This window comes from Paraburkholderia sp. BR13444, assembly GCF_040948755.1.
Classification (GTDB): Bacteria; Pseudomonadota; Gammaproteobacteria; order Burkholderiales; family Burkholderiaceae; genus Paraburkholderia; species Paraburkholderia youngii.
This window is the reverse complement of sequence record NZ_JBFPKM010000024.1, coordinates 23799-43876: the sequence shown is the minus strand read 5'-3', so window position 1 is coordinate 43876 and position 20078 is coordinate 23799. Positions and strand designations below refer to the sequence as shown.

At 65.1% G+C, this 20078-nt stretch carries 13 protein-coding genes; 4 read left to right on the top strand and 9 right to left on the bottom strand.

The window, feature by feature from the left end; translation table 11 throughout:
- The first annotated feature begins 2 nt into the window (after positions 1–2).
- Positions 3–1556: an efflux transporter outer membrane subunit gene (locus AB3X95_RS36845; protein ID WP_368623825.1), complete on the top strand. Its 1554-nt coding sequence runs from the start codon at positions 3–5 to the stop codon at positions 1554–1556.
- On the opposite strand, the gene AB3X95_RS36840 is transcribed toward AB3X95_RS36845, so the two are convergent.
- The gene (locus AB3X95_RS36840) at positions 1493–2380 is read right to left on the bottom strand and encodes a class I SAM-dependent methyltransferase (RefSeq protein ID WP_368623824.1); all 888 of its coding nucleotides are present in this window, start codon (positions 2378–2380) and stop codon (positions 1493–1495) included. The two genes, AB3X95_RS36845 and AB3X95_RS36840, sit on opposite strands and share 64 nt — an antisense overlap.
- 231 nt (positions 2381–2611) lie before the next feature.
- Here AB3X95_RS36840 and AB3X95_RS36835 point away from each other — a divergent pair, with 231 nt between their 5' ends.
- On the top strand, positions 2612–2968 hold the full coding sequence (locus AB3X95_RS36835) for a CPBP family intramembrane glutamic endopeptidase (protein ID WP_176111882.1): 357 nt from the start codon (positions 2612–2614) through the stop codon (positions 2966–2968).
- Between the two features lie 20 nt (positions 2969–2988).
- Here the strand turns inward: AB3X95_RS36835 and AB3X95_RS36830 are convergent, their stop codons facing one another.
- Positions 2989–6282: an adenylate/guanylate cyclase domain-containing protein gene (locus tag AB3X95_RS36830; protein ID WP_368623823.1), complete on the bottom strand. Its 3294-nt coding sequence runs from the start codon at positions 6280–6282 to the stop codon at positions 2989–2991.
- A gap of 248 nt (positions 6283–6530) precedes the next feature.
- On the opposite strand from AB3X95_RS36830, the gene AB3X95_RS36825 reads away from it, so the two are divergent.
- Positions 6531–8759, top strand: coding sequence for a SulP family inorganic anion transporter (locus tag AB3X95_RS36825; RefSeq protein WP_368623822.1), 2229 nt, complete (start codon positions 6531–6533; stop codon positions 8757–8759).
- Positions 8760–8795: 36 nt separating this feature from the next.
- Here AB3X95_RS36825 and AB3X95_RS36820 read toward each other — a convergent pair whose 3' ends face one another.
- Positions 8796–8972, bottom strand: a complete 177-nt coding sequence (locus tag AB3X95_RS36820; protein WP_176125512.1) for a hypothetical protein — start codon at positions 8970–8972, stop codon at positions 8796–8798.
- A 300-nt stretch (positions 8973–9272) separates the two neighbouring features.
- On the opposite strand from AB3X95_RS36820, the gene AB3X95_RS36815 reads away from it, so the two are divergent.
- The gene (locus AB3X95_RS36815) at positions 9273–11879 is read left to right on the top strand and encodes a PAS domain-containing protein (RefSeq protein WP_368623821.1); all 2607 of its coding nucleotides are present in this window, start codon (positions 9273–9275) and stop codon (positions 11877–11879) included.
- Positions 11880–11922: 43 nt separating this feature from the next.
- Here AB3X95_RS36815 and AB3X95_RS36810 read toward each other — a convergent pair whose 3' ends face one another.
- The 6 genes from AB3X95_RS36810 to AB3X95_RS36785 all read right to left on the bottom strand — a co-directional run bounded on the left by AB3X95_RS36810 (position 11923) and on the right by AB3X95_RS36785 (position 20053).
- Entirely contained in the window at positions 11923–13044 is a 1122-nt protein-coding gene (locus AB3X95_RS36810; RefSeq protein WP_368623820.1) for an asparaginase, read from the bottom strand.
- Between the two features lie 74 nt (positions 13045–13118).
- Complete coding sequence (gene aspA, locus AB3X95_RS36805; protein ID WP_368623819.1) at positions 13119–14537, bottom strand: aspartate ammonia-lyase; 1419 nt, start codon at positions 14535–14537, stop codon at positions 13119–13121.
- Positions 14538–14632: 95 nt separating this feature from the next.
- The gene (locus AB3X95_RS36800) at positions 14633–16099 is read right to left on the bottom strand and encodes an aspartate/glutamate racemase family protein (protein ID WP_184227763.1); all 1467 of its coding nucleotides are present in this window, start codon (positions 16097–16099) and stop codon (positions 14633–14635) included.
- Positions 16096–17391, bottom strand: a complete 1296-nt coding sequence (locus AB3X95_RS36795) for a dicarboxylate/amino acid:cation symporter (RefSeq protein ID WP_184227762.1) — start codon at positions 17389–17391, stop codon at positions 16096–16098. Before AB3X95_RS36795 ends, AB3X95_RS36800 begins: the two co-directional genes overlap by 4 nt.
- A 186-nt stretch (positions 17392–17577) precedes the next feature.
- Entirely contained in the window at positions 17578–18498 is a 921-nt protein-coding gene (locus AB3X95_RS36790) for a LysR substrate-binding domain-containing protein (RefSeq protein WP_176125506.1), read from the bottom strand.
- Between the two features lie 94 nt (positions 18499–18592).
- On the bottom strand, positions 18593–20053 hold the full coding sequence (locus AB3X95_RS36785; RefSeq protein WP_368623818.1) for an NAD-dependent succinate-semialdehyde dehydrogenase: 1461 nt from the start codon (positions 20051–20053) through the stop codon (positions 18593–18595).
- Positions 20054–20078 lie beyond the last annotated feature (25 nt).

Below are 20078 nucleotides of genomic sequence, written 5' to 3'. Positions count from 1 at the left end.
TCGTGCGCACAGACTGCAACTCCATCGACGTGCCGGCGAGCGCGCCGCATTTCACTTTCGCGCCGCGTCGAGCGCGGGCCGTGTCGATCCATCGCTGGCGCGCGGCGTTCGGCGCGGCCGCTGTGATCGCGCTTGGCGCATGCTCGTTCGGTCCGAGCGGCGAGCCGCCGGCGATGCCCTCGCCCGCCCATTACGGCGTCGAACCGCAGCCCGCGCAGACGGTCGAGGCGCTCGGTGTCGCACAGCGCTTCACCACTGGCGCGCAGCCGGTGCCGCAATGGTGGCGGCTGTTCGGCTCGACGACATTGAACGACCTCGTCGAAGAAGGCCTGCGCAACAGCCCGACGCTCGCCGCCGCCGACAAGCACCTGGCCGCCGCGCACGAACAACTGCGCGCGCAGATCGGCGCCACGCTGCTGCCGTCGGTCGATCTGGTCGCGCAGGCCTCGCGCGGACGCGATCTCGGCATTCCGGTTCCCGGCGCGCCGAATACGCTGCTTTACAACGAGTTCATCGGCGTGGTCCAGGCGCAATACACGTTCGACCTGTTCGGCGCGGTGCGCAAGGCCAACGCGGCGCGCTCCGCGCGGGTCGACATCGATGCGTATCAACGCGAAGCCGCGCGCCGCGCGCTGGCCACCAACATCGTCACGGCGACGATCGAGGCGGCGATGCTGCGCGCCGAGATCGATGCGACCGAGCGCCTGATCGTGCTGGCGGGCGATCAGGCTCACGATACCGAACGGCATTACCAGCTCGGGTCGCTGACGCGCGGCGACGTGTCGAATGCGCGGCAAAGCATCGCCGCGCTCCAGGTCAGCGTGGCCGATCTGCGGCAACGGCTGACCGTGACCCGACACGCGCTTGCGGTGCTGCTCGGCCGCACGCCCGACGCGGCGCCGCCCGAGCCCGATCTGGCGAGCCTGCATTTGCCGCAGGACGTGCCGGTCGTGCTGCCATCGGACCTGTTGCGCTCACGGCCCGATATCGCGGCCGCCGAGGCGGCGCTGAAAGCCGCCGCGAACGACGTCGGCGTCGCCACCGCACAACTCTTTCCGAGCCTGACGCTGAACGCATCGATGGGACAAGGCGGGTTCAGCTGGCCGCTCGCGCTGTCGGGCGCCGGCGCGATCTGGAACATCGCCGCGACGATGTCGCAAGCGCTGTTTCATGGCGGCGCGCTCGTCGCGCAGCGGCGCGCGGCGATCGACACCTACGAGGCCGCCGTGTTGGAGTACAAGCAGACGGTGCTGGCCGCGTTCGAAAACGTCGCCGACACGCTTGCGTCGCTCGAACACGACGCGCAGGCACTCGAAGCCGCGAGCGGCGCTGCCCGCGACGCACGCGAGACGTTCGACGATGCCACGTCACGTCAGCGGCTCGGCGCGCTGCCCGCTGCATCCGCTCGCGGCGGCGAGCAGCAGTACGAAGCTGCGAGGCTGGAAGAAATCCGCCTGATCGGCCGGCGCCTGGCCGATACGGCGACGCTGTTTCAGGCGATGGGCGAGTTGCCGCCGGGCAACACCCAGACACCCGAGCATCTGGCCGGCAAGTGATCCGCGCGCCGCTGCCGACGGCGCGCGTTTGCGTTCAAGCCTGCGGGTTGCCGCGGAACGCCGACAAGATAAGTCAGACCGAGCGGCGAGCCCTGCACCGGCAGCGTGCCGATGTCCCAATCGAAGCTCTGCTGATCCGGAATACTCGCGACCATCTCACGCAATTCGTCGGGGTTGTAGATGCGCAGCATCGACACGATGCCGTCGAACAGACACAGCAGCGGGATCGCCGGCAGCACATAGGTGAGCGCTAGCCGCGACCAGCGAAACGGTCGGATCAGCGGAGTCAGTGCGAGCATCATCAGCGGCATCACGAGGATGAACACGATACCGAGCAGCCGGTGATCCGCACCCTCGACGACGACGATCGCGCGGCGCTTCGTCACGGCGTCGGCGAGGATCGCGCGCGCATCGTCCGGCCGAAAATGGTGGAACGAGTTGAACATCGTGCGCACACCGTCGAATCTCGATGGCACGTTCATCGCGTCCACCGGTTCGCTCACATAAGTGACACAGTTGGTCGACCCGGCTGAGATCCGCTCGTACGCGGCGCGATTGGGATAGAAGTCCGTCAACTGCACCATCACGCGGCCGGACAGCGCGAGCAACGGTGCAAGCGTCTGCCATGGCCCGCCGCCGCCCGAGCACAGATCGACGATCCGGTCGCTGCCAACCCGGCGCATCGCCTCGCGCAGCTTGCCCGCGATCACGTTGAAGCCCTTGTGGGAATTGGCCAGAAAGTGCAGCCAGTCCGTCCCGCCGTCACGGAGGGCGCGTGGGCACCACGGCTGGTCTTCGATTTCGAGCAGATGCAGGCGTCGCATGATTACGCGGGCAACCGAGGTAACTGAAAACCACGCCGCTCGGTCAGTCTTGGCGAGCGGCAACTTACTACCGAAGTTAAACGAGCCAACGCGCGGGCTTCTTTAACGGCGTCAATCGACTATACGCCGAGTCGCCCCGCGCCGGCGACGCTCGCCGTTCACATCCCGCATAATGACAACGGATTAGGACTTACCCGCATCAGCCGCCGGACGGCGGCCGGGAGATGAACGATGCAAAACGACAGACCGCCGCCGCGGCGGGTGACATATGAGAAAGGGATCCGGATCGGTGGCTCAGGCTGGTTCGGTCGGTTGCTGACCGTCGCCCTGAGCGCGATCCTGTTCGTGGTGGCCGCGACGCTGTCAATCGTGCTGTTCGCCGTGCTGTTCGCGGTCGGCACGGTCGTGGTCGGCTATCTGTGGTGGAAGATGCGCAAGTTGCGCCGGCAGGCGGCCGCGTATGGCGACGACGGCCGCACCGTCGACATGGAGGTCGTTCACAGGGACACACCCGACGACGACGGCCGCACCATCGACATGGAGTTGGTCCACAAGGACCCGCCCCGCGACGATTCGGCGCCGCGCTGACGATCGGCTACGCGCGTGCCTCAAGCCGCAAGGGCCGCTTCGACCGCGCCCACGTAGTTGCGAAAGCCGGCCTGCTGTAGCGCCTCGAGCAGCCGCAGCAGTTCATATCGTGTGGCGTCCGTGAGCGGCGCCCGAAGCGCGAGCGCAAGCGCACGGCCACGCGCCGCGAAAAGCTCGGACCACGGCAACGGTTCGCGCTGCGTATAGGCCTCGAGTGCGTCCACGTAGTGCAGCATGCCGGCAGGATCGCCCGCCCCCAGCATCGCTTCGATGGCGTCGCGGTAAAACCACAAGTGATTGTGGCCGACCGCGCCAAGGCGCAACAGCGCCTCGCCTTCAGCCAGTAGCCGCGTCCGCTCGTCTTTGTCGTCAACCGCGCGGCTCAGTGCGCTCAAGGTCTTTGGCCCGGAAAACTGACTGCCCACCTCGCGTGAGATGGCCAGTGCTTCGCGCAGCGCCGACACCGCTTCGCTGCGGCATCCCTGGTCCAGTAACAGGCGCCCCTGCATCTCCAGGTTCTGCGCCTGGAAGCGGCGCGCACCCAGTTGCCGGATCACGCGCAGTTCCTGCGCGAGATGCTTGCTGGCCGCCTGCACGTCGCCCAATTCCTGGCACGCGAACACCCCCAGCGTCTCACCCAGCAATTGCGCGCGAGGCTGCCCGATCAGCTCGGCGGTGCGGGCGGCAGCGATGGCGTCCTCGCGTGCCGGACCGGCGTCGTTCAGATAGATGCGGCTGAAGCCCTGCATCGACAGATTGGCGACCTCGATGCGGCCGAAGCCGTGCTCCCGGCTCATCGCCACGCATTCGCTGAAATGATGGAACGCGGTGCGCATGCGTCCCTGCGCATACGCCGCATCCGCCAGGCCGCCGAGCGCGCGAGCCTCGGCCTCGGGCAGACCGAGGCGGCGCGCATAGGCGAGACCGCGCTCGTGTTCGGCGCAGCAGGCGTCGATCTTGCCGAGCGGAAACAGGATGTTGCCGCGCAAATAATGGAGGCTTGCCAGCTCGCCCAGCCGGTTGTCCCGCTCCGCGATCCGTTGCGCTTGCGCCAGCAGACCGAGTGCTTCGTCGAGACCCTCGCTGACCCGCAGACCTTCCGCGAGCCCGAGCTGGCAGTCGCATCGGGCGGTGTCGTCGGTGGCGGCGGCGAGTGCGGTGCGGTACGTCGCGATCGATCCCGCAATGTCGCCCAGGTCGCGCTGAAGCTCGCCCTTGCAGCAGCTCAGTGCATGGCGGTCCGCGTCCGACCGCGCGATCTCGATGCCCCGCTCGGCCAGCCGCAGCGCGGCTTCGAAACGATGAGCGGCACGCTCAGCCACCGCCGCGCCCAGGTAGGCGTGCGGCGCATGCGGGTCTTCGGCGCGATCGAGATGCTGGGCGTGCAACGTGGCATCGCTGTGTGCGAACCATTCGGCCGCGCGCAGATGAAGTTCACGGCGGCGCGCGCGCAACAACGTCGAGTAGGCGCTCTCCTGGATCAACGCGTGCGCGAACAGGAAGTCCTCGCCTTCCGGCAGCACCAGTGCATTGACGAGCAGTCCGGCGCAGACATAGCCAGGATCGCCGACCAGTTCTCGCAGCAGCGCCAGGTCGAAGCGCTGGCCGATCACGGCGGCCGCCTGGAACGCCAGGCGGTCGCGAGGCGCGAGCCGGTCCATCCGCGCGAGCACCAGACTGCGGATCGACGCGGGTACGTTGCTGCCGCTGCCTTCTTCGGCGTTGCGCAGCAGTTGTTCGAGAAACAGCGGATTGCCGCCCGCGCGCTCGATGCAGGCGAGCGCAACACGCTGAGTCGCATCGATGAAATTGCCCGCCAGGCTCAGCGCCTCGTCCTTGCGCAGCGGTCCGAGATCGATCGTGGCGAACGGCGTGTCGCGGCAACGTGCGCGCCAGCCTGCATCGATCGGATCGCCTTCCACGCGCGAAGTCGTCACCAGCAGGCCCGTACCGTTGGCAATGCCCGACGCGAACGCCGACAGGTAGCCGATGACTTCGGCATCGGCCCAATGCAGGTCTTCGACGACGATGAGCGTCGCTGCGTGCGCGCACACGTCCTCGGTCAGCCTCGCGGCGAGCGCCTGCTTGCCGCGCTTGCGCGCGCCGTGGTCCATGGCCTCGTAAATGGTTTGCCATTCGGCGCTCTGCGGGAGGTCGAGGAAGTCGTGCAGAAATACGATCTGCTCGGCCTTGACGATGCCTTCGGCCGCGACCTGCGCGGCGGCGGCCTGCCGTGCCTCACTCGATGCACCGGCCGGCAAGCCGAGCAGGCTGCCGATGATGGTTCGCACCGGGTCCTGGCCCTTGCCGACGCCGAAATCGAGCACGAGGCTTCGATGCAGCGTGAAGCCCTGCGCCTGCGCATGGCGCCGCATCTCGTCGACGAGCCGGGTCTTGCCGATGCCGGCTTCGCCTCGCACATGAACGACGTGCCCCGCGCGCTTTGCCATGCACGCATGCAGGATGCCATGAAACTGTTCGAGCTCGGCTTCGCGTCCGACGAAATGGCTGTGGCTCGTCCTGACCGGCTCGCTGCCGAGCGCGACGAGGCGCCATGGCCGCACCGGCGTGTCGATGCCCTTGAAGCGCCGCTCGCCGATTGCCTCGCAACTGGCGACGTCGCCGAGCGTGCGCGCTGCGTCGTCGGATAGCCAGGTTTCGCCCGCTGGCGCGGCAGCCACGAGCCGAGCGGCGAGGTTCACCGGATCGCCATGCACGGTGTAGTCCTGCGCGTCGGCGCGGCCCAGCGCGCCCGCGATGACCTCGCCGCTCGCAATGCCGATGTGCGCCTGCAACTGCCGCCCGGTCTGGGTGGCCAGTCGCGCCACGCCGTCGTGAATGTCGAGTGCGGCACGCGCGGCGCGCAGCGTGTCCGTCTCGTGCGAGCGGGGTGCGCCGAACAGCGCCATCACCGCGTCGCCGATGTGCTTGTCGATCGTGCCGCCATAGGCGAGCACGATCCCGTCGACCAGCGCCGTATAGCGTCCGATCAGCGCGCGCAGGTCTTCGGGATCGAGCGAGCGCGACAGCATCGTGTACCCGCACAGATCGGCGAACAGAATCGTGACCTGCCTGCGCTCGTCCGCGGGCACTTCGTGGTCGTCGGCCGTGGCGGGCGATAGCGGCGCCGCTGTCGGTAGCGATGCCGTCGCCGCGGCCAGAATGCGCTTACGGTGGCCGAGCGACTGTACGCCAAGCTCTTTCAGGTCCGCGTCGGTCAGCTGCCCGAGCAGCGACGTGTCGATGTCGTTTGCCGCGAACGCGTGGGCGTACTGCTCGAGCCCGAGGCCCCGCAGCCATTTCTCGATGTCCATGTTCGTCGCCCTGCCTCCGATGCGTGGTCCCGCGGGCAAAAACTCAGACGAATAACGCGCGTGACGGCCGCCCGCGTGAACGGCCCTGAGGCGCAGTGCATTCGCGTGGAGCCGCCAGCTACGAGGCCGATGAATAACCAGTGTAGGTGTCCGATCAGCACGCTGCATCGCGTTTGACAGCCGTTCGAGCCGCGCAGGATACTGGCTGGCGCGCCTCGCGGCGCCCTCGCATTCGACCGGGAATCCACGTGAAGCCGGGCAAGACCGTTTCCGTCTCCGACGTCGCGCTGCGCTCGCGTTTGGCGGGCCTGCCAGGCGACGTGGCGGCGGGCGCCGTATCGACGCTCGTCATGCTGTGCTATGCGATGAGCCTCGGCACGATGATCTTTAGCGCCGATCTTGCGCGCTACGCGATGCTGGGCGTGCCCACCGCGCTCGTGAGCTGTGTCGTCACGGCGCTGGTGATCGCCTTGACGAGTTCGATGCGCATCAACATCGGCGGCCCCGACAGCAACGCGGCGGCCTTTCTCGCGGGCGTGGCGGCGGGTGTGGCCAGCAGCGTGCGCGCGGACGGCGGCTCACCGCAGACGCAGATCCTCACGGTGCTGATCGCCATCGCGCTTTGTTCGGTGATGACGGGCATCGCGCTCTATGCGATCGGCTCGTCCAGGCGCAGCCGCTCGTTGCAGTTCCTGCCCTATCCGGTGCTCGGCGGGTTTCTCGCCGGCACGGGCTACCTGCTGCTCGCCGGGGCGTTCCGCGTGCTGACGGGCCAGCCGCTGGAGTGGCACACGCTCGCGTTGCTCGCGCACCTTCACTGGATCACATGGCTTCCGGCGCTCGTCGTCGGCGTGCTCGCCACGGTTCTGATGCGTACGTGGCAGCACATTGCCGCGTTGCCGCTCACGCTGGCCTTCGGTGTCGTGCTTTTCTACGTTCTGCTACAGGTTGCCGGAATTTCGATCGACGACGCGCGCGGCATGGGTCTGCTGCTGCCGCGCGTCAAGCTGCACCTTGCCGGGCTGCCGGAGCTGCACCTGGCCGCGAGGCTCGGACAAGGCGCCATCGACTGGTCGGCGGTCGGCGCGCATCTTCCCGAGAGTCTGGTGGTGACGTCGGTATCGGCCGTGACCATCCTGATGAATTCGACCGCGATCGGCACGGCCACCGGAGAGGACGTCGACCTCAATCGCGAGATGCGCGCCGCCGGCCTCGCCAATCTCGCGAGCGGACTGCTGGGCGGCATGGTCGGCTACCAGTCGTTCAATCGCTCGATGCTCAATGCGCGGGTGGGCGCGACGAGCCGGGTGGCGGGCGTGTTCGCGTCGCTTGCGTGCGTGGTCGTGCTCGCCACCTCGCCCGACATCGTGGCGCTGTTTCCGGTGCCGGTGCTGGTCGGCCTTCAACTGTTCATGGGGCTGCGTCTGCTCGTGCATTGGCTCGCGGGCGCCTGGACCAGGCTCAACTGGTATGAGTATCTGCTCGTGCCCGTGATTCTCGGCACGATCGCCGCTTATGGCGTGATCGTCGGCGTAGTCGTGGGCGTCGTTGCGGCATGTGTGATGTTCACGCTGCTCTACGGCCGGGTCGGCTGCATACGCATGGAGTTCGACCTGCGCGCGCGGTCCTCGAATGTGGAGCGCAGCATCGAAGACACCCAGGCGCTGCGTGCCATCGGCTCCCAGGTATGCGGAATGTGCCTGCAAGGCTTCCTCTTTTTCGGCACGGCCAATTCGATTCTGCAGCGCCTGCGGGAACGCTTCAATGCAAACAGTCCCGTGCAAGTCCGTTTCGTCGTGCTGGACTTTGCGGCGACACATGGCATGGATGCCTCGGTATCCATCAGCTTCGTCAAGATCAGGCAACTCTGCGCGGCAAAGAACGCGGACCTCGTGTTGACCGCGCTGCCGCCGCGCTCGCGCGATCTGCTCGAGAAGACCGGCACCCTCAATCTGAAGATCCATCAATTCGATACGCTCGATGCGGGTCTCGAGTGGATCGAAGACAAACTGCTAGCGTCGAACTCGCTCGCGCTCGCGCATGGCGGCGATCTGCGTGCGATGCTCGAGCCGCATTTCACGGCCAGTGCGTTGAACGGCTTGGTCGCGAGTCTGGAGATGCGTGATCTGCTTTCAGGCCAGGCACTGTTTCGTCATCGCGAGCCGGGCGATGCGCTGTATTTCGTCGAGCAAGGACGTGTCGCGATCTCGCTGCCGCTCGCCGATGGCCGCTCGGCGCGTCTGCGCTCGTTCGGCCCGGGCACGGTAGTGGGGGAAATGGCGGTGTACACGCAGCAGCAGCGCAGCGCGGACGTGATTGCCGAGGCACCGACGCGCGTGTACCGCCTGTCGATCTCCCGGCTGCTCGAACTCGAACAGCAGGACCCGGCAACCGCGCAACAGTTGCATCGGTTTCTCGTGAAGACGATTGCGTTGCGCCTTGCCGTTGCCGATGAGGCGCTACGCGCGGCTTTGTAACTTATGTATGCAGGACCGGCGCATCGCGCGCGATCGTCAGTTGTAGCCCAGGATCGCTGCGGTTGCGACATCCGTGCGGTCGATCGGGTTGCCAGCAAGCAGTACGGTCGGCTCTTTCAACAACAAACGGTATGACGGCACGTAGGTTTCGCTCATCCCAGCCGCATCGCGCGGCTGACCTTCCTGCGGCTTGCTGTTTTCGGGGTGATTCATCGTTGTCTCCTTCTGGATGGCCGGTGGTCCCGTCTCGGATGCGTTCAAAGCGGAAATGACGCACGCGTTCATTGCGGCGAAACCGCCGGCTTGATATGCACAATTGAGCAAGTTCAATGCCATCGCGGCATCCGTCTATATCTCCGACTGTCTGGCTCGCCTTTACCGCATGAACATTCGCATGGTACAAACATCGTGTTTGGCAGTTCGGGCTAGCTAATGTAAGCAGGCACACCATGTGCGCAGCGCTGGATCATCCTCGGCGCCATGTCCGCAGAGGAAACCGATGCAAGGACGCTGATGAACGATCCTGCTCACTTCCTTCCTTCATTCGTTTGGCGTGCCGATCGCGACGGCGTCGTCCGCTACGCCAACCCGTGGACATCACGGTATCTCGGCATTCCCGCCCTTGAACTGGTCGGGATGCACTGGAAGACCTTCGTTCATCCCGACGACATCGATCATGTGCTCGACGCAGTGCGGCAGATGCGGGACGGCACGCTGCTCGGCAATGTCGAAGTGCGTCTGCTGCGCGCGGACGGCGAGTATCGCTGGCACGTGTTGCATCTTCAAGCCGAGCGCGACGCGAATGGCCGCATCGGCGACACGGTGGGCGTCGCGACAGATATCCACGAAGCCCGTCACGCGTGGGCCATGTACGAAGCGAGCGAGCGACGCCTGAAGGCTGCCTTCCACGGCGCTCGCATGGGTGCGTGGGAATGGGACATGAAGCGCCGCGTCGTGCGAATGACCTCGCAACTCGCGGATCTGTACGGGTTTCCACCCGGCACCGATGCGCTTGCGCTATCCGATCTGGAGAACCGTGTCGAACCGGAGTATCGGGCGCTATTCCAGCGGAAGGTCGATGACGCTCTGCAACACGGCGGTCCCTTCGAATTCGACTTCGTGCTGGACGGTGGATCGCCTTCACCACGCTGGTTGCGTATGCGCGGCCACGCGGAATACGAGCACGGTACGCTCGCGCATGTGTACGGCGTGACCTTCGACATCAGCAAGGAGCGGGCAGCCGAAGAGCAACTCAGTCTCAGCGAACGGCGTTATCGGGTGCTCGTGGAATCGACGGGCGCACTCGTATGGTCGGCCGAGCCGAACGGCGACATCCGGCCCGCAGGCGAGGACTGGAGCCGCTTCACGGGCGACGGCGCGGTCCGTCTGGCGGACTGGGGATGGCTCGACTACGTTCACCCGGACGACCGCGAGGCGGCAAGGCAGGGGTGGGTCGATGTGCTGCAGCGACGCGCGCCCGGATCGCTCATGTTCCGCATGCGGCGTCACGACGGCCAGTACAGGATGATGCACGCGCAGGCGGCGCCCCTGTTCGACAGCCACGGCAAACTCCAGGAGTGGTTCGGCACAACGACCGATGTGACGCCTCAGTATGAAGCGCAATTGGCGATCGAAGCGCGCAACCTGCGTCTGTCCGTCGCGATGCAGGCGGCGCGGCTGAACATCGTCTGCTTCGACCTGACCTCGCGCACGCTGTCGTTCGAAGAGGGCCACGCACCGCGGATAGACCATGTGCTCAGCTACGACGAGGCGCTGCGCAACGTGCATCCCGACGACCGCGCGATGCTCGAACAATATGTCTGCCGACTGGCCGAAGGCCACGACCCGGTCGCGAACTTCGAATTCCGCTTGCAGAACGCGTACGGCGAACAATGGATGCACGGCAGCGCGCTGCTTCAGCGAGGCGCGGACGGCAAGCCGTTGCGCATCATCGCCAGCGTGATCGACATCACCCAGCGCAAGCAGCTCGAACTGATGCTGCGCGAAACCGATCGCCGCAAGGACGAGTTTCTCGCGATGCTCGCGCACGAACTGCGCAATCCGCTCGCGCCACTACGCACTGCCATCGCATTGCTCGACAAGCAGCCCGACACGGGCTCACGCCCCCACGAGCTGATCAACCTGATGCGCCGGCAGGTCGAGCACATGACGCGAATCGTCGACGATCTGCTCGAAGTGTCGCGCATCACCCAAGGCCGCATCGTGCTGCAACTCGAGCCCGTTCTGGTCGGCACGGCCGTCTATCACGCTGTCGAGGCGATCGCGGCGATGGCCGAAGCTCGTCATCAGCAGTTGCACGTCAGTGTTTGCGACCCGACCACGTGGGTATGCGGCGACATCACGCGGATTTCGCAGATCTTCGTCAATATCCTGAACAACGCGAGCAAGTACACGCCGGAGAACGGGCATATCACGGTGAACGTGGCGGCCGACGGCGAATGGGTTTCCATCGTCACGCAAGATACCGGCACGGGCATTTCGGCCGAGCTTCTGCCGAAGGTGTTCGAGCTCTTTTCGCAAGGCGAACGCACGCTCGATCGCTCGGATGGCGGCCTCGGCATCGGACTGTCGCTGGTCAAGAAGCTCGTCGAAATGCACAACGGCACGATCGCCGTGCACAGCGAAGGCCCCAATCTCGGCACCACGGTGACGGTCCGACTGCCGCGTTTGCACCACCATGAACGCCATTCGGCGGTCGCGCTGTCGGAGCCCGCGCCGGGGCACGCGCGAACCGCGTTGCGCGTGCTGGTCGTCGATGACAATCGCGACGCCGCCGATTCACTCGCGATGCTGTGCGAATCAGAAGGGCATGTGGCCCGCGTCGCGTATTCGTCAGCCGAGGCGCTGGACGCGGCACCGTCTTTTGCGCCGGACGTGGCGCTGCTCGATATCGGCTTGCCGGATATCGACGGATACGCACTGGCTAGGCAGCTTCGCCGCAAAGGCGATGCGAAGCCCTTGCTGATCGCGATCACCGGATACGGTCAGACGGACGACAGGCTGCGCGCACAATCGGCGGGCTTCGACTATCACTTCGTCAAACCCGTCAATATCGATAGCCTGCTGAAGCTGCTTTCGTCGCTGATGGAGGGGCGCTAGAGCGGCTATCCGTCGCTTGCGATGCCGAGCCGCCCCCAACCCATCACCACGTTCCGCTGAATGCCTGCTGCACCTTGACCGGATCGGTCACGCCGTTGGCCACCAGCAACTGCGTCAGCAAGCGCGCCTTCTGCGGATTCAGATCGAGCGATGCGACGAAGCCGCGTTTGTCGTCGTCCACCTCGACGTTCCGGTTCACGAATCCCGACACGAGGCGCGTCGAACGAACCACCACGATGCCTTTTGCCGCCGCGCGGTCGAGCGCCGCGAGGGCTTCCTTCGACATGTCACCATCGCCTTCGCCAGCTACGACGATGCCCTTCGCGCCATCGGCGATCGCATGCTCGATCTGGCGGCCATCCATGTTGCTATGCGCATACACGATATCGACGCGCGGCAATTGCCCGTTCGCGGGCAGGCTCAGCGCGGTGCGCGTCGCTTGCACCGCCGGCATCACGAAGCGCACGCTGGCCGGATCGACATAACCGATCGCGCCCGCGTTCGGCGACGCGAACGCCTGTACCGCCGTGGTATTGGTCTTGGTGATCCAGCGCGGCGCGTGAATCTGATCGTTCATCACGACCATCACGCCTCGGCCACGAGACTGCGGGCTCGCCGCCACTTCGACGGCTTCGTACAGATTGTTGGGGCCGTCGGCGCTGGTGGAGCCGCCCGGGCGCATCGAGCCGACCAGTACCACCGGCTTGTCGGAGTGCAGCACGTTGTTCAGGAAGAACGCGGTTTCCTCGATCGTATCGGTGCCGTGCGTAATCACGACGGCGTCGGCCTCGTTGCGCTCGAAGGCCTCGTCGATTCGCCGCGCAAGCTGCAACCAGATCTTGTCGTTCATGTCCTGCGAACCGACGTTCGAGATCTGCTCCGCGTTGATGCTAGCGAGCTTCTCGATGCCCGGCACGCCGCGCACCAGTTCCTGCCCCTTCACGTTGCCCGAGTTGTAGCCGATTGCCGAGCGCGGATCGGCGGTCCCCGAGATCGTGCCGCCGGTGGCCAGCAGCAGAACGCGCGGCATTGCGGTGACGGCGCTTGCCTGTTGCGATGACGCGTCGGCCGCCTGCGCGCCGGTACCCGCGGCAAGTGCCGCAATCAGAAGTGCCGCCGAACCGCACAGCCGCAGTGCTTTTCGATTGATCGTGTTGATGCTCATGTTTCGTCTCCACCATCGTTTAAATGAGTCGCGTGCGTATACACGCGACCTGTCACTGGGAAAACCTTCGTCGCTCATTCCGCCGGGGACATTTTTCTCGGTTGCGTCAGCATGGCCGGTTGAAGGATCTGGTCGAGCTGCGCCTGGCTCAGCAGCCCTTTGTCGATCACGATCTGCGCCACGCTCTTGCCCGACGCCAGCGCTTCCTTCGCGACTTCGGTCGAGTGCGTATAGCCGATGTATGGGTTCAGCGCGGTCACGATGCCGATCGAGTTCTCGACGATCGCGCGCAGCCGTTCGCGATTCGCGGTGATGCCGTCGACGCATTTTGACGCGAGCGTGAGGCACCCCGCGCGCAGATGCGCGACGCTCTTGAACAGGCTGTGCGCGATGATCGGTTCGAACGCGTTGAGCTGCAGCTGACCCGCTTCGGCGGCAAAGCTCACCGTCACATCGTTGCCGATGACTTCGAACGCGATCTGGTTGACGACCTCGGGAATCACCGGATTCACCTTGCCCGGCATGATGCTCGAACCCGCCTGCACCGGCGGCAGGTTGATTTCGCCGAGGCCCGCGCGCGGGCCGCTCGAAATCAGGCGAAGATCGTTGCAGGTCTTCGACAGTTTGACGGCGACGCGCTTCAGTACGCCGGAAAGCTGCACGAACGAGCCGACATCCTGCGTCGCTTCGACCAGGTTCGGTGACGTGGTCAACGCAATACCGGTTATTTCGCTCAGGTGCCTGCAGGCAAGCTGTGCGTATTCTGGATGCGTGTTGATGCCGGTGCCGATCGCGGTCGCGCCGAGGTTGATCTCGCAGATCAGTTGGGCGGCCTCCTTCAGCCGCTCTTCATCTTCGCCGAGCATCACCGCGAAGGTGCTGAACTCCTGGCCGAGCGTCATCGGCACCGCGTCCTGAAGCTGCGTGCGGCCCATCTTCAGGTCGTTGCCGAATTCCACCGCCTTGCGTTCGAACGATGCGCGCAACACGCCCATCGCATCGACGAGTTGCATGATTCCCGCGTACGTGGCGATCTTCAGCGCGGTCGGATAAACGTCGTTGGTGCTCTGGCCGAGATTCACATCCTCGTTCGGATGAAGAATCGCGTATTCGCCGCGCTGTCGCCCGAGATGTTCGAGCGCGAGATTGGCGATCACCTCGTTCGCGTTCATGTTGGTCGACGTGCCCGCGCCGCCCTGAATCACATCGACGACGAAATGCTCGTGCGCAGTGCCTGAGCGCACTTGCCTGCATGCATGCACGATGGCCTGCAGCTTCGCTGCGCTCAACAGGCCGAGATCGTGATTCGCAAGCGCGGCGGCTTCTTTCACGCTCGCCAGTGCATTGACGAGGTTCGGATACACGGAGATCGGAAGACCGGTGATCGGAAAGTTCTGCAGCGCGCGCAGCGTGTGTACGCCGTAGTACGCGGTCGCGGGCACGGCGAGATCGCCAAGAAGGTCGTGTTCGATACGTTCGGTCGGTGCAAGCATGAGTTCCTCTCAGGTTCTGAAAACGACAGGCGAGCGGGGTCATCCGGCACACGTCGTGTGCAGGTCCGTCGCGTTGAATGGGTGATGCGGTTGGGTTATCGAGGCGGCGCTGTCGCGCAGGCGACGCACTGCTTCGCGAGCACATCGGTCGGATCGACGACGCTCACGCGCGCGCCGTTCGCGCCGATCACATAGGGCTCGCGCAGCAGCAGCGGCAGTTCCGTGCAGCCGAGAACGATCACTTCGACGCCCTCGGCGATCAGTCCGTCGATCGCCGCGGCGAGGTCTTGCTGGCACTGCCCCGAGGTGAATCCGGCCTTCACGCCGTCCTTGCCGTAAATCGCGTCCATCACGCGCGCCTGCAGCGCGGGTGCCGGCACGACCTGCCGCAAGCCCTGCGATTCGAGCGCCTTCTGGTAGACGCCGCTCGCGAGCGTGCCGGAGGTCGCGAGCACGCCGACCGAGCGCAGCGCGGGAAACGACTCGCGCAGATAACGCACGGTCACCGTCAGCATATTGACGATCGGCACGCCGAGATAAGGCTGGATCCGCTCGACGAAGGCATGCGCGGTATTGCACGGGATCGCGATCAGATCCGCGCCGCCCGTTTCGAGTTTCTTGCAGGTCGCGTACAGCGAGATGGTCGGATCGGGTCCATCGCCAATGAGGTTCTCCGTGCGATCCGGGATCTGCGGGTTCTGCTCGACGAGCAGCTTGATGTGGTCCTGATCGCGCTGCGCGGGCGTCGCACGCACGATCTTGTGAATGAAATCGACGGTGGCCGCTGGACCCACGCCGCCCACCACGCCGACCTTGAAGATCGTCTCGGGCGTGTGGTACTGGCCGGACACGACGTATTGCGCGTAAGCCAGGTTCGAATCGACGAGCGGCACGCGCAACGCACCCAGTTCATCCGCGACCAGCGCGATTTCGGTGAGCCCCGGCACGATGACATTGGCGCCCTGCGCGATCAAATCCTCGCAAGCCGCGCGCAGCAATTCGACCGGACGGCCACGCAGATTACCGCTCTTCACGCCATCCTCGCCATAGACGGCTTCGGTGACGAAATCAGTGCCGTCGCTGATGCGCGGGTGGATCACTTCGAATTCTGGCGCCGCAAAGCACTTCTCGAACAGACGCTTGCGCCGCGTATAGGCCGATGCGAGCACGCCCACGCGGCGCACCGCGGGAAATCTTCTGCGCACGTGGCTGCGCACCGCATCGACCATATCGACGATCTGCAGCGGCGAATTGGCTTTCAGTTCGTCGATGAACGTATGGCTCAGGAAGCACGGCAGCACGACCGTCGTCACGCCGCGCTTCTCGAAGCTGCTGATCAGATCGAAGATGTACAGCTTGCGCTGCGTCAGCGTCTCGCTGTCGGCATCGGCGCTGCGAAACGGCTGCTGCTCGAAGATCGCATCGAAGTGCTCGGCGTCGCGCGTGGCCGGCGTCGATTTGATCAGTTTGAAGAACACGTCGGCACTCGCGAGCGGGCCGAGCCCGCCCACCACGCCGAACTTGCGCGCGTTCGTGGCAGCGGTTGCATCGATGCCGCTCATTTCGTCTCGCCTTCGAACTGGCCGAACGAAGCCGTGCCGATCGCCGCGCGGCGCTGCTGGCGCGCCACGCGCTTGCCTTCCCACTTCGCGATGGCTGCCGTCGCGATGCTGTTGCCGATCACGTTGGTCGCGGTGCGCCCCATGTCGAGAATCTGGTCGATCGCGAGCACCAGCACGACGCCCGATGGTGGCAGGTGGAACATCGGCGCCACCGCCGCGACGACCACCACCGAGCCGCGCGCGACGCCCGCCATCCCCTTGCTGCTGACCATCAGCACCAGCAGCATCACGATCTGCGTGCCGAGCGGCATGTCGATGCCGAACGCCTGCGCGATGAAGATCGCGGCGAACGCCTGATACATCATCGAGCCGTCGAGATTGAACGCATAGCCGAGCGGCAACGTGAAGCCGACCACTTTCTTGTCGACGCCGAATTCCTCCAGCTTCTCCGTCAGGCGCGGATACGCCGCCTCGCTGCTCGCGGTGGAGAACGCCAGCATCGCGGGTTCGCGGATCGCCTTGAGCAAGGCCCAGATCGGCTTGCCGAGAAACGCGTAGCCGGCAAGGATCAGTGCCGCCCACAGCAGCGCGAGCCCCGTATAGAAGCTCGCGACGAGCTTGCCGTAGGTGGTCAGCACGTCGAGGCCATGCACCGTGATCGCCGAGGCCAGCGCGCCGAACACACCGAGAGGCGCGAGACGCATCACGTAATCGGTCAACTTCAGCATGGTGGGCACGAGCGCTTCGACGCCCGCGATCAGCGGCGCGACGCGCGGGTCCGACTTGATCACGCTGAGCACGATGCCGAACAGCACGGAGAAGACGAGGATCTGCAGGATATCGTTGCGCGCCATCGCATCGATGATGCTGGTGGGGAACGCGTGGGTGACGAAGTCCTTGAAGTTGAGGCTGGACGTATTGAGGCCAGTGGCCACGTCAGCGCTCGTCTGGGCCATGTGCAAGCCCGCGCCCGGTTGCAGCAGATTCGCGAGCACGAGGCCGAGCGCGAGCGAGAACAGCGACGCGCACAGGAACCACGCAATCGAGCGCAGCCCGATGCGGCGCACGTCGCTCGTGCCTTCCATGCCGGCGAGACCCGACACGAGCGTGGCGAACACGAGCGGCGCGATGATCATCTTCACGAGCCGCAGGAAGATATCGGTGATGATCGAAAAGTAGCCGGCGATCTCCTTCGCGTGCGCGGCATCGGCCGCGGTGCGATGGCAGACATAACCGACGGCCACGCCGAGCAGCATGCCGGCGAGGATGTAGAGGGTAAGCCGATTCTTCATGTGTCTCCGTCCAGGGATGGCGCACGAACGGTCGGCATCGACCGGCGCGCGCTCGGGAATGGCCGGCACATCGCATGTGGATGCACCGCTTTTGTGTCTGGACGGAATTCTAGAGACGGCAGAACCGCCTTGAATGCTAGTGTTGCATATGGCTATGCAAGTTTCGCATAACGCGGGATAACCCTATCAGCGCTGCCCGGCGGGCCCCGACGAAGCCAGAAGATGCCGCCACAGCGTATCGAGAAGTTCGCTGCGATTCGTCACGTCACGGTACACGCGCAACTCCAGTTGCAGTTGCCATTCCGAGCGGCCGGCGGCGACGAGTTCGCCGCTGTCGAGTTCGGCGGCGATCGAGCTCTTCGGCAACCATGCGACGCCCTCGCCTTCCAGCACGAGCTTCTTCACGACCTCGGCCATGTCGGACTCATAGTGAAGATGCAACGCGGGCGACGCTTTGCTCTGCTCCATCAGCAACGCGAAGCAGCGCCCAAAGTAGCTGGTCTCGGTGTAGGCGATGAACGGCATCGGATGTTCGATCACGCCGGGCAGACGGTACACGTGCGCAAGCCGCTGATTGGGCCTGCATACCGGCATGAAAGTGTCGACGCCCACGGTCACGCATTCGTACCGAGTCGGATCGAGATGCAATGGCAGCTGCGGATGGTGATAAGCGAACATCAGCTCGCAGTTGCCGTTGACGAGCATCAGTATCGAATCGTGCACGTTCGCCGGAATCACGCGCGCGCGCACTTCCCCGACATGCTTCGACAGCGTGCGCAGCCACGCGGGCAGGAAGTTCAGCGCAATCGTGTGGCCCGCCGCGATCTGCAGGCTCGTGCCGGCAATGCGCTGTTCGGTGCGAATGATCGCGCGCGTGTCGAACAGCTTGTCGAGGATGTCTTCGGCCGCGTCACGAAACAGTTGGCCTGCCGGAGTCAAGGTCGGCGGAAAGCCGCTGCGATCGACGAGATCGGCGCCGACCCATTGTTCGAGCTGCTGAATCCGTCTGCTGAATCCCGACTGCGTGACGTTGCGAAACTCCGCCGCGCGGGAAAAGCTCTGATAGCGGGCGAGCGCGATGAAGTCTTCGATCCACTTGATTTCCATCAGCCATCGGTCTCCGGTCAGGCGACGAATCGGCTCGCCGCTGCGCCCGCAATTCTACGCTTGACCGTGCCGCGCGCTGACTATCGGACCGAGGTCAAACCGCCATGCACAGGTACTTGATCACGAGGTAATCGTCGATTCCGTAGTGCGAGCCTTCCCTGCCGAGACCCGATTGCTTCACGCCGCCGAACGGCGCCACCTCGTTGGAGATCAGGCCGGTGTTGATGCCCACCATCCCGTATTCGAGCTGTTCGGCCACGCGCCAGATGCGGCCGATATCGCGGCTATAGAAGTAGGCGGCCAGTCCGAACTCGGTGTCGTTGGCGAGCCTCACCACTTCTTCGTCGCTAGAGAAACGGAACAGCGGCGCGAGCGGGCCGAAGGTCTCGTCTTTCGCCACGGCCATTTGCGCTGTAACGTTGGTCAGCACCGTGGGCTCGAAAAAGCCGTGGCCGAGTGCGTGGCGCTTGCCGCCCGTGGCAAGCGTCGCCCCTTTGCCGAGCGCATCGGCGATGTGCGCTTCGACCTTGCCGACCGCCGCGTCGTTGATCAGCGGACCCAGCGTGACGCCGCCCTCCATGCCATGCCCAACCTTCAGGGCTTCGACTGCCGCAGCCAGCTTCGACGCGAACGCGTCGTAGACCCGCGCATGCACGTAGAAGCGATTCGTGCACACGCAGGTTTGCCCGTTGTTGCGGTACTTCGATGCAATCGCGCCTTCCACCGCGGCGTCGAGATCGGCATCGTCGAACACGATGAATGGTGCATTGCCGCCCAGTTCGAGTGTGACCTTCTTCACCGTGGGCGCGCTTTGCGCCATCAGCAATCTGCCCACCCCCGTCGATCCGGTGAACGACAGCTTGCGAACCACCGGGCTGCTCGTCATCGCGCCGCCGATTGCCTTCGGATCGCCGGTCACGACGTTGAGCACGCCCCTGGGCACGCCGGCCCGCTCGGCCAGAACCGCGAGCGCGAGCGCGGAGAACGGCGTGGCTTCGGCGGGCTTCACGACGATCGGGCAGCCCGCCGCAAGCGCCGGGCCCACCTTGCGGGTAATCATCGCGTTCGGAAAATTCCACGGCGTGATCGCGGCGCACACGCCGATCGGCTCCTTGAGGACGACGAGCCGCTTGTCCGATGCCGGCGTCGCGAGCGTGTCGCCGGCCACGCGTTTGCCTTCCTCGGCGAACCACTCGATGAACGATGCGCCATAAGCGATTTCGCCTTTCGCTTCGGCGAGCGGCTTGCCCTGTTCCGCCGTCAGGATCAGCGCGAGGTCGTCGGCGTTCTCGATCATCAGCTCATACCAGCGGCGCATCACGACCGAGCGCTGCTTGGCTGTGCGGGCTCGCCACGCTGGCCACGCGGCGTTTGCCGCATCGATTGCCCGCGTCGTTTCGGCCTCGCCCATCAACGGAACGCTGCCCAGCGTTGCGCCCGTTGCCGGGTCCAATACGTCGAAGCTCGCACCCGAGTCGGCCGGGCACCATTGCCCGTCGATATAAGCCTGATCGCGCAGAAGCGCCGCGTCCTTCAACAGGGTCTTCAATTCCACGTTGCTTTCCTTTGATACACAAAAA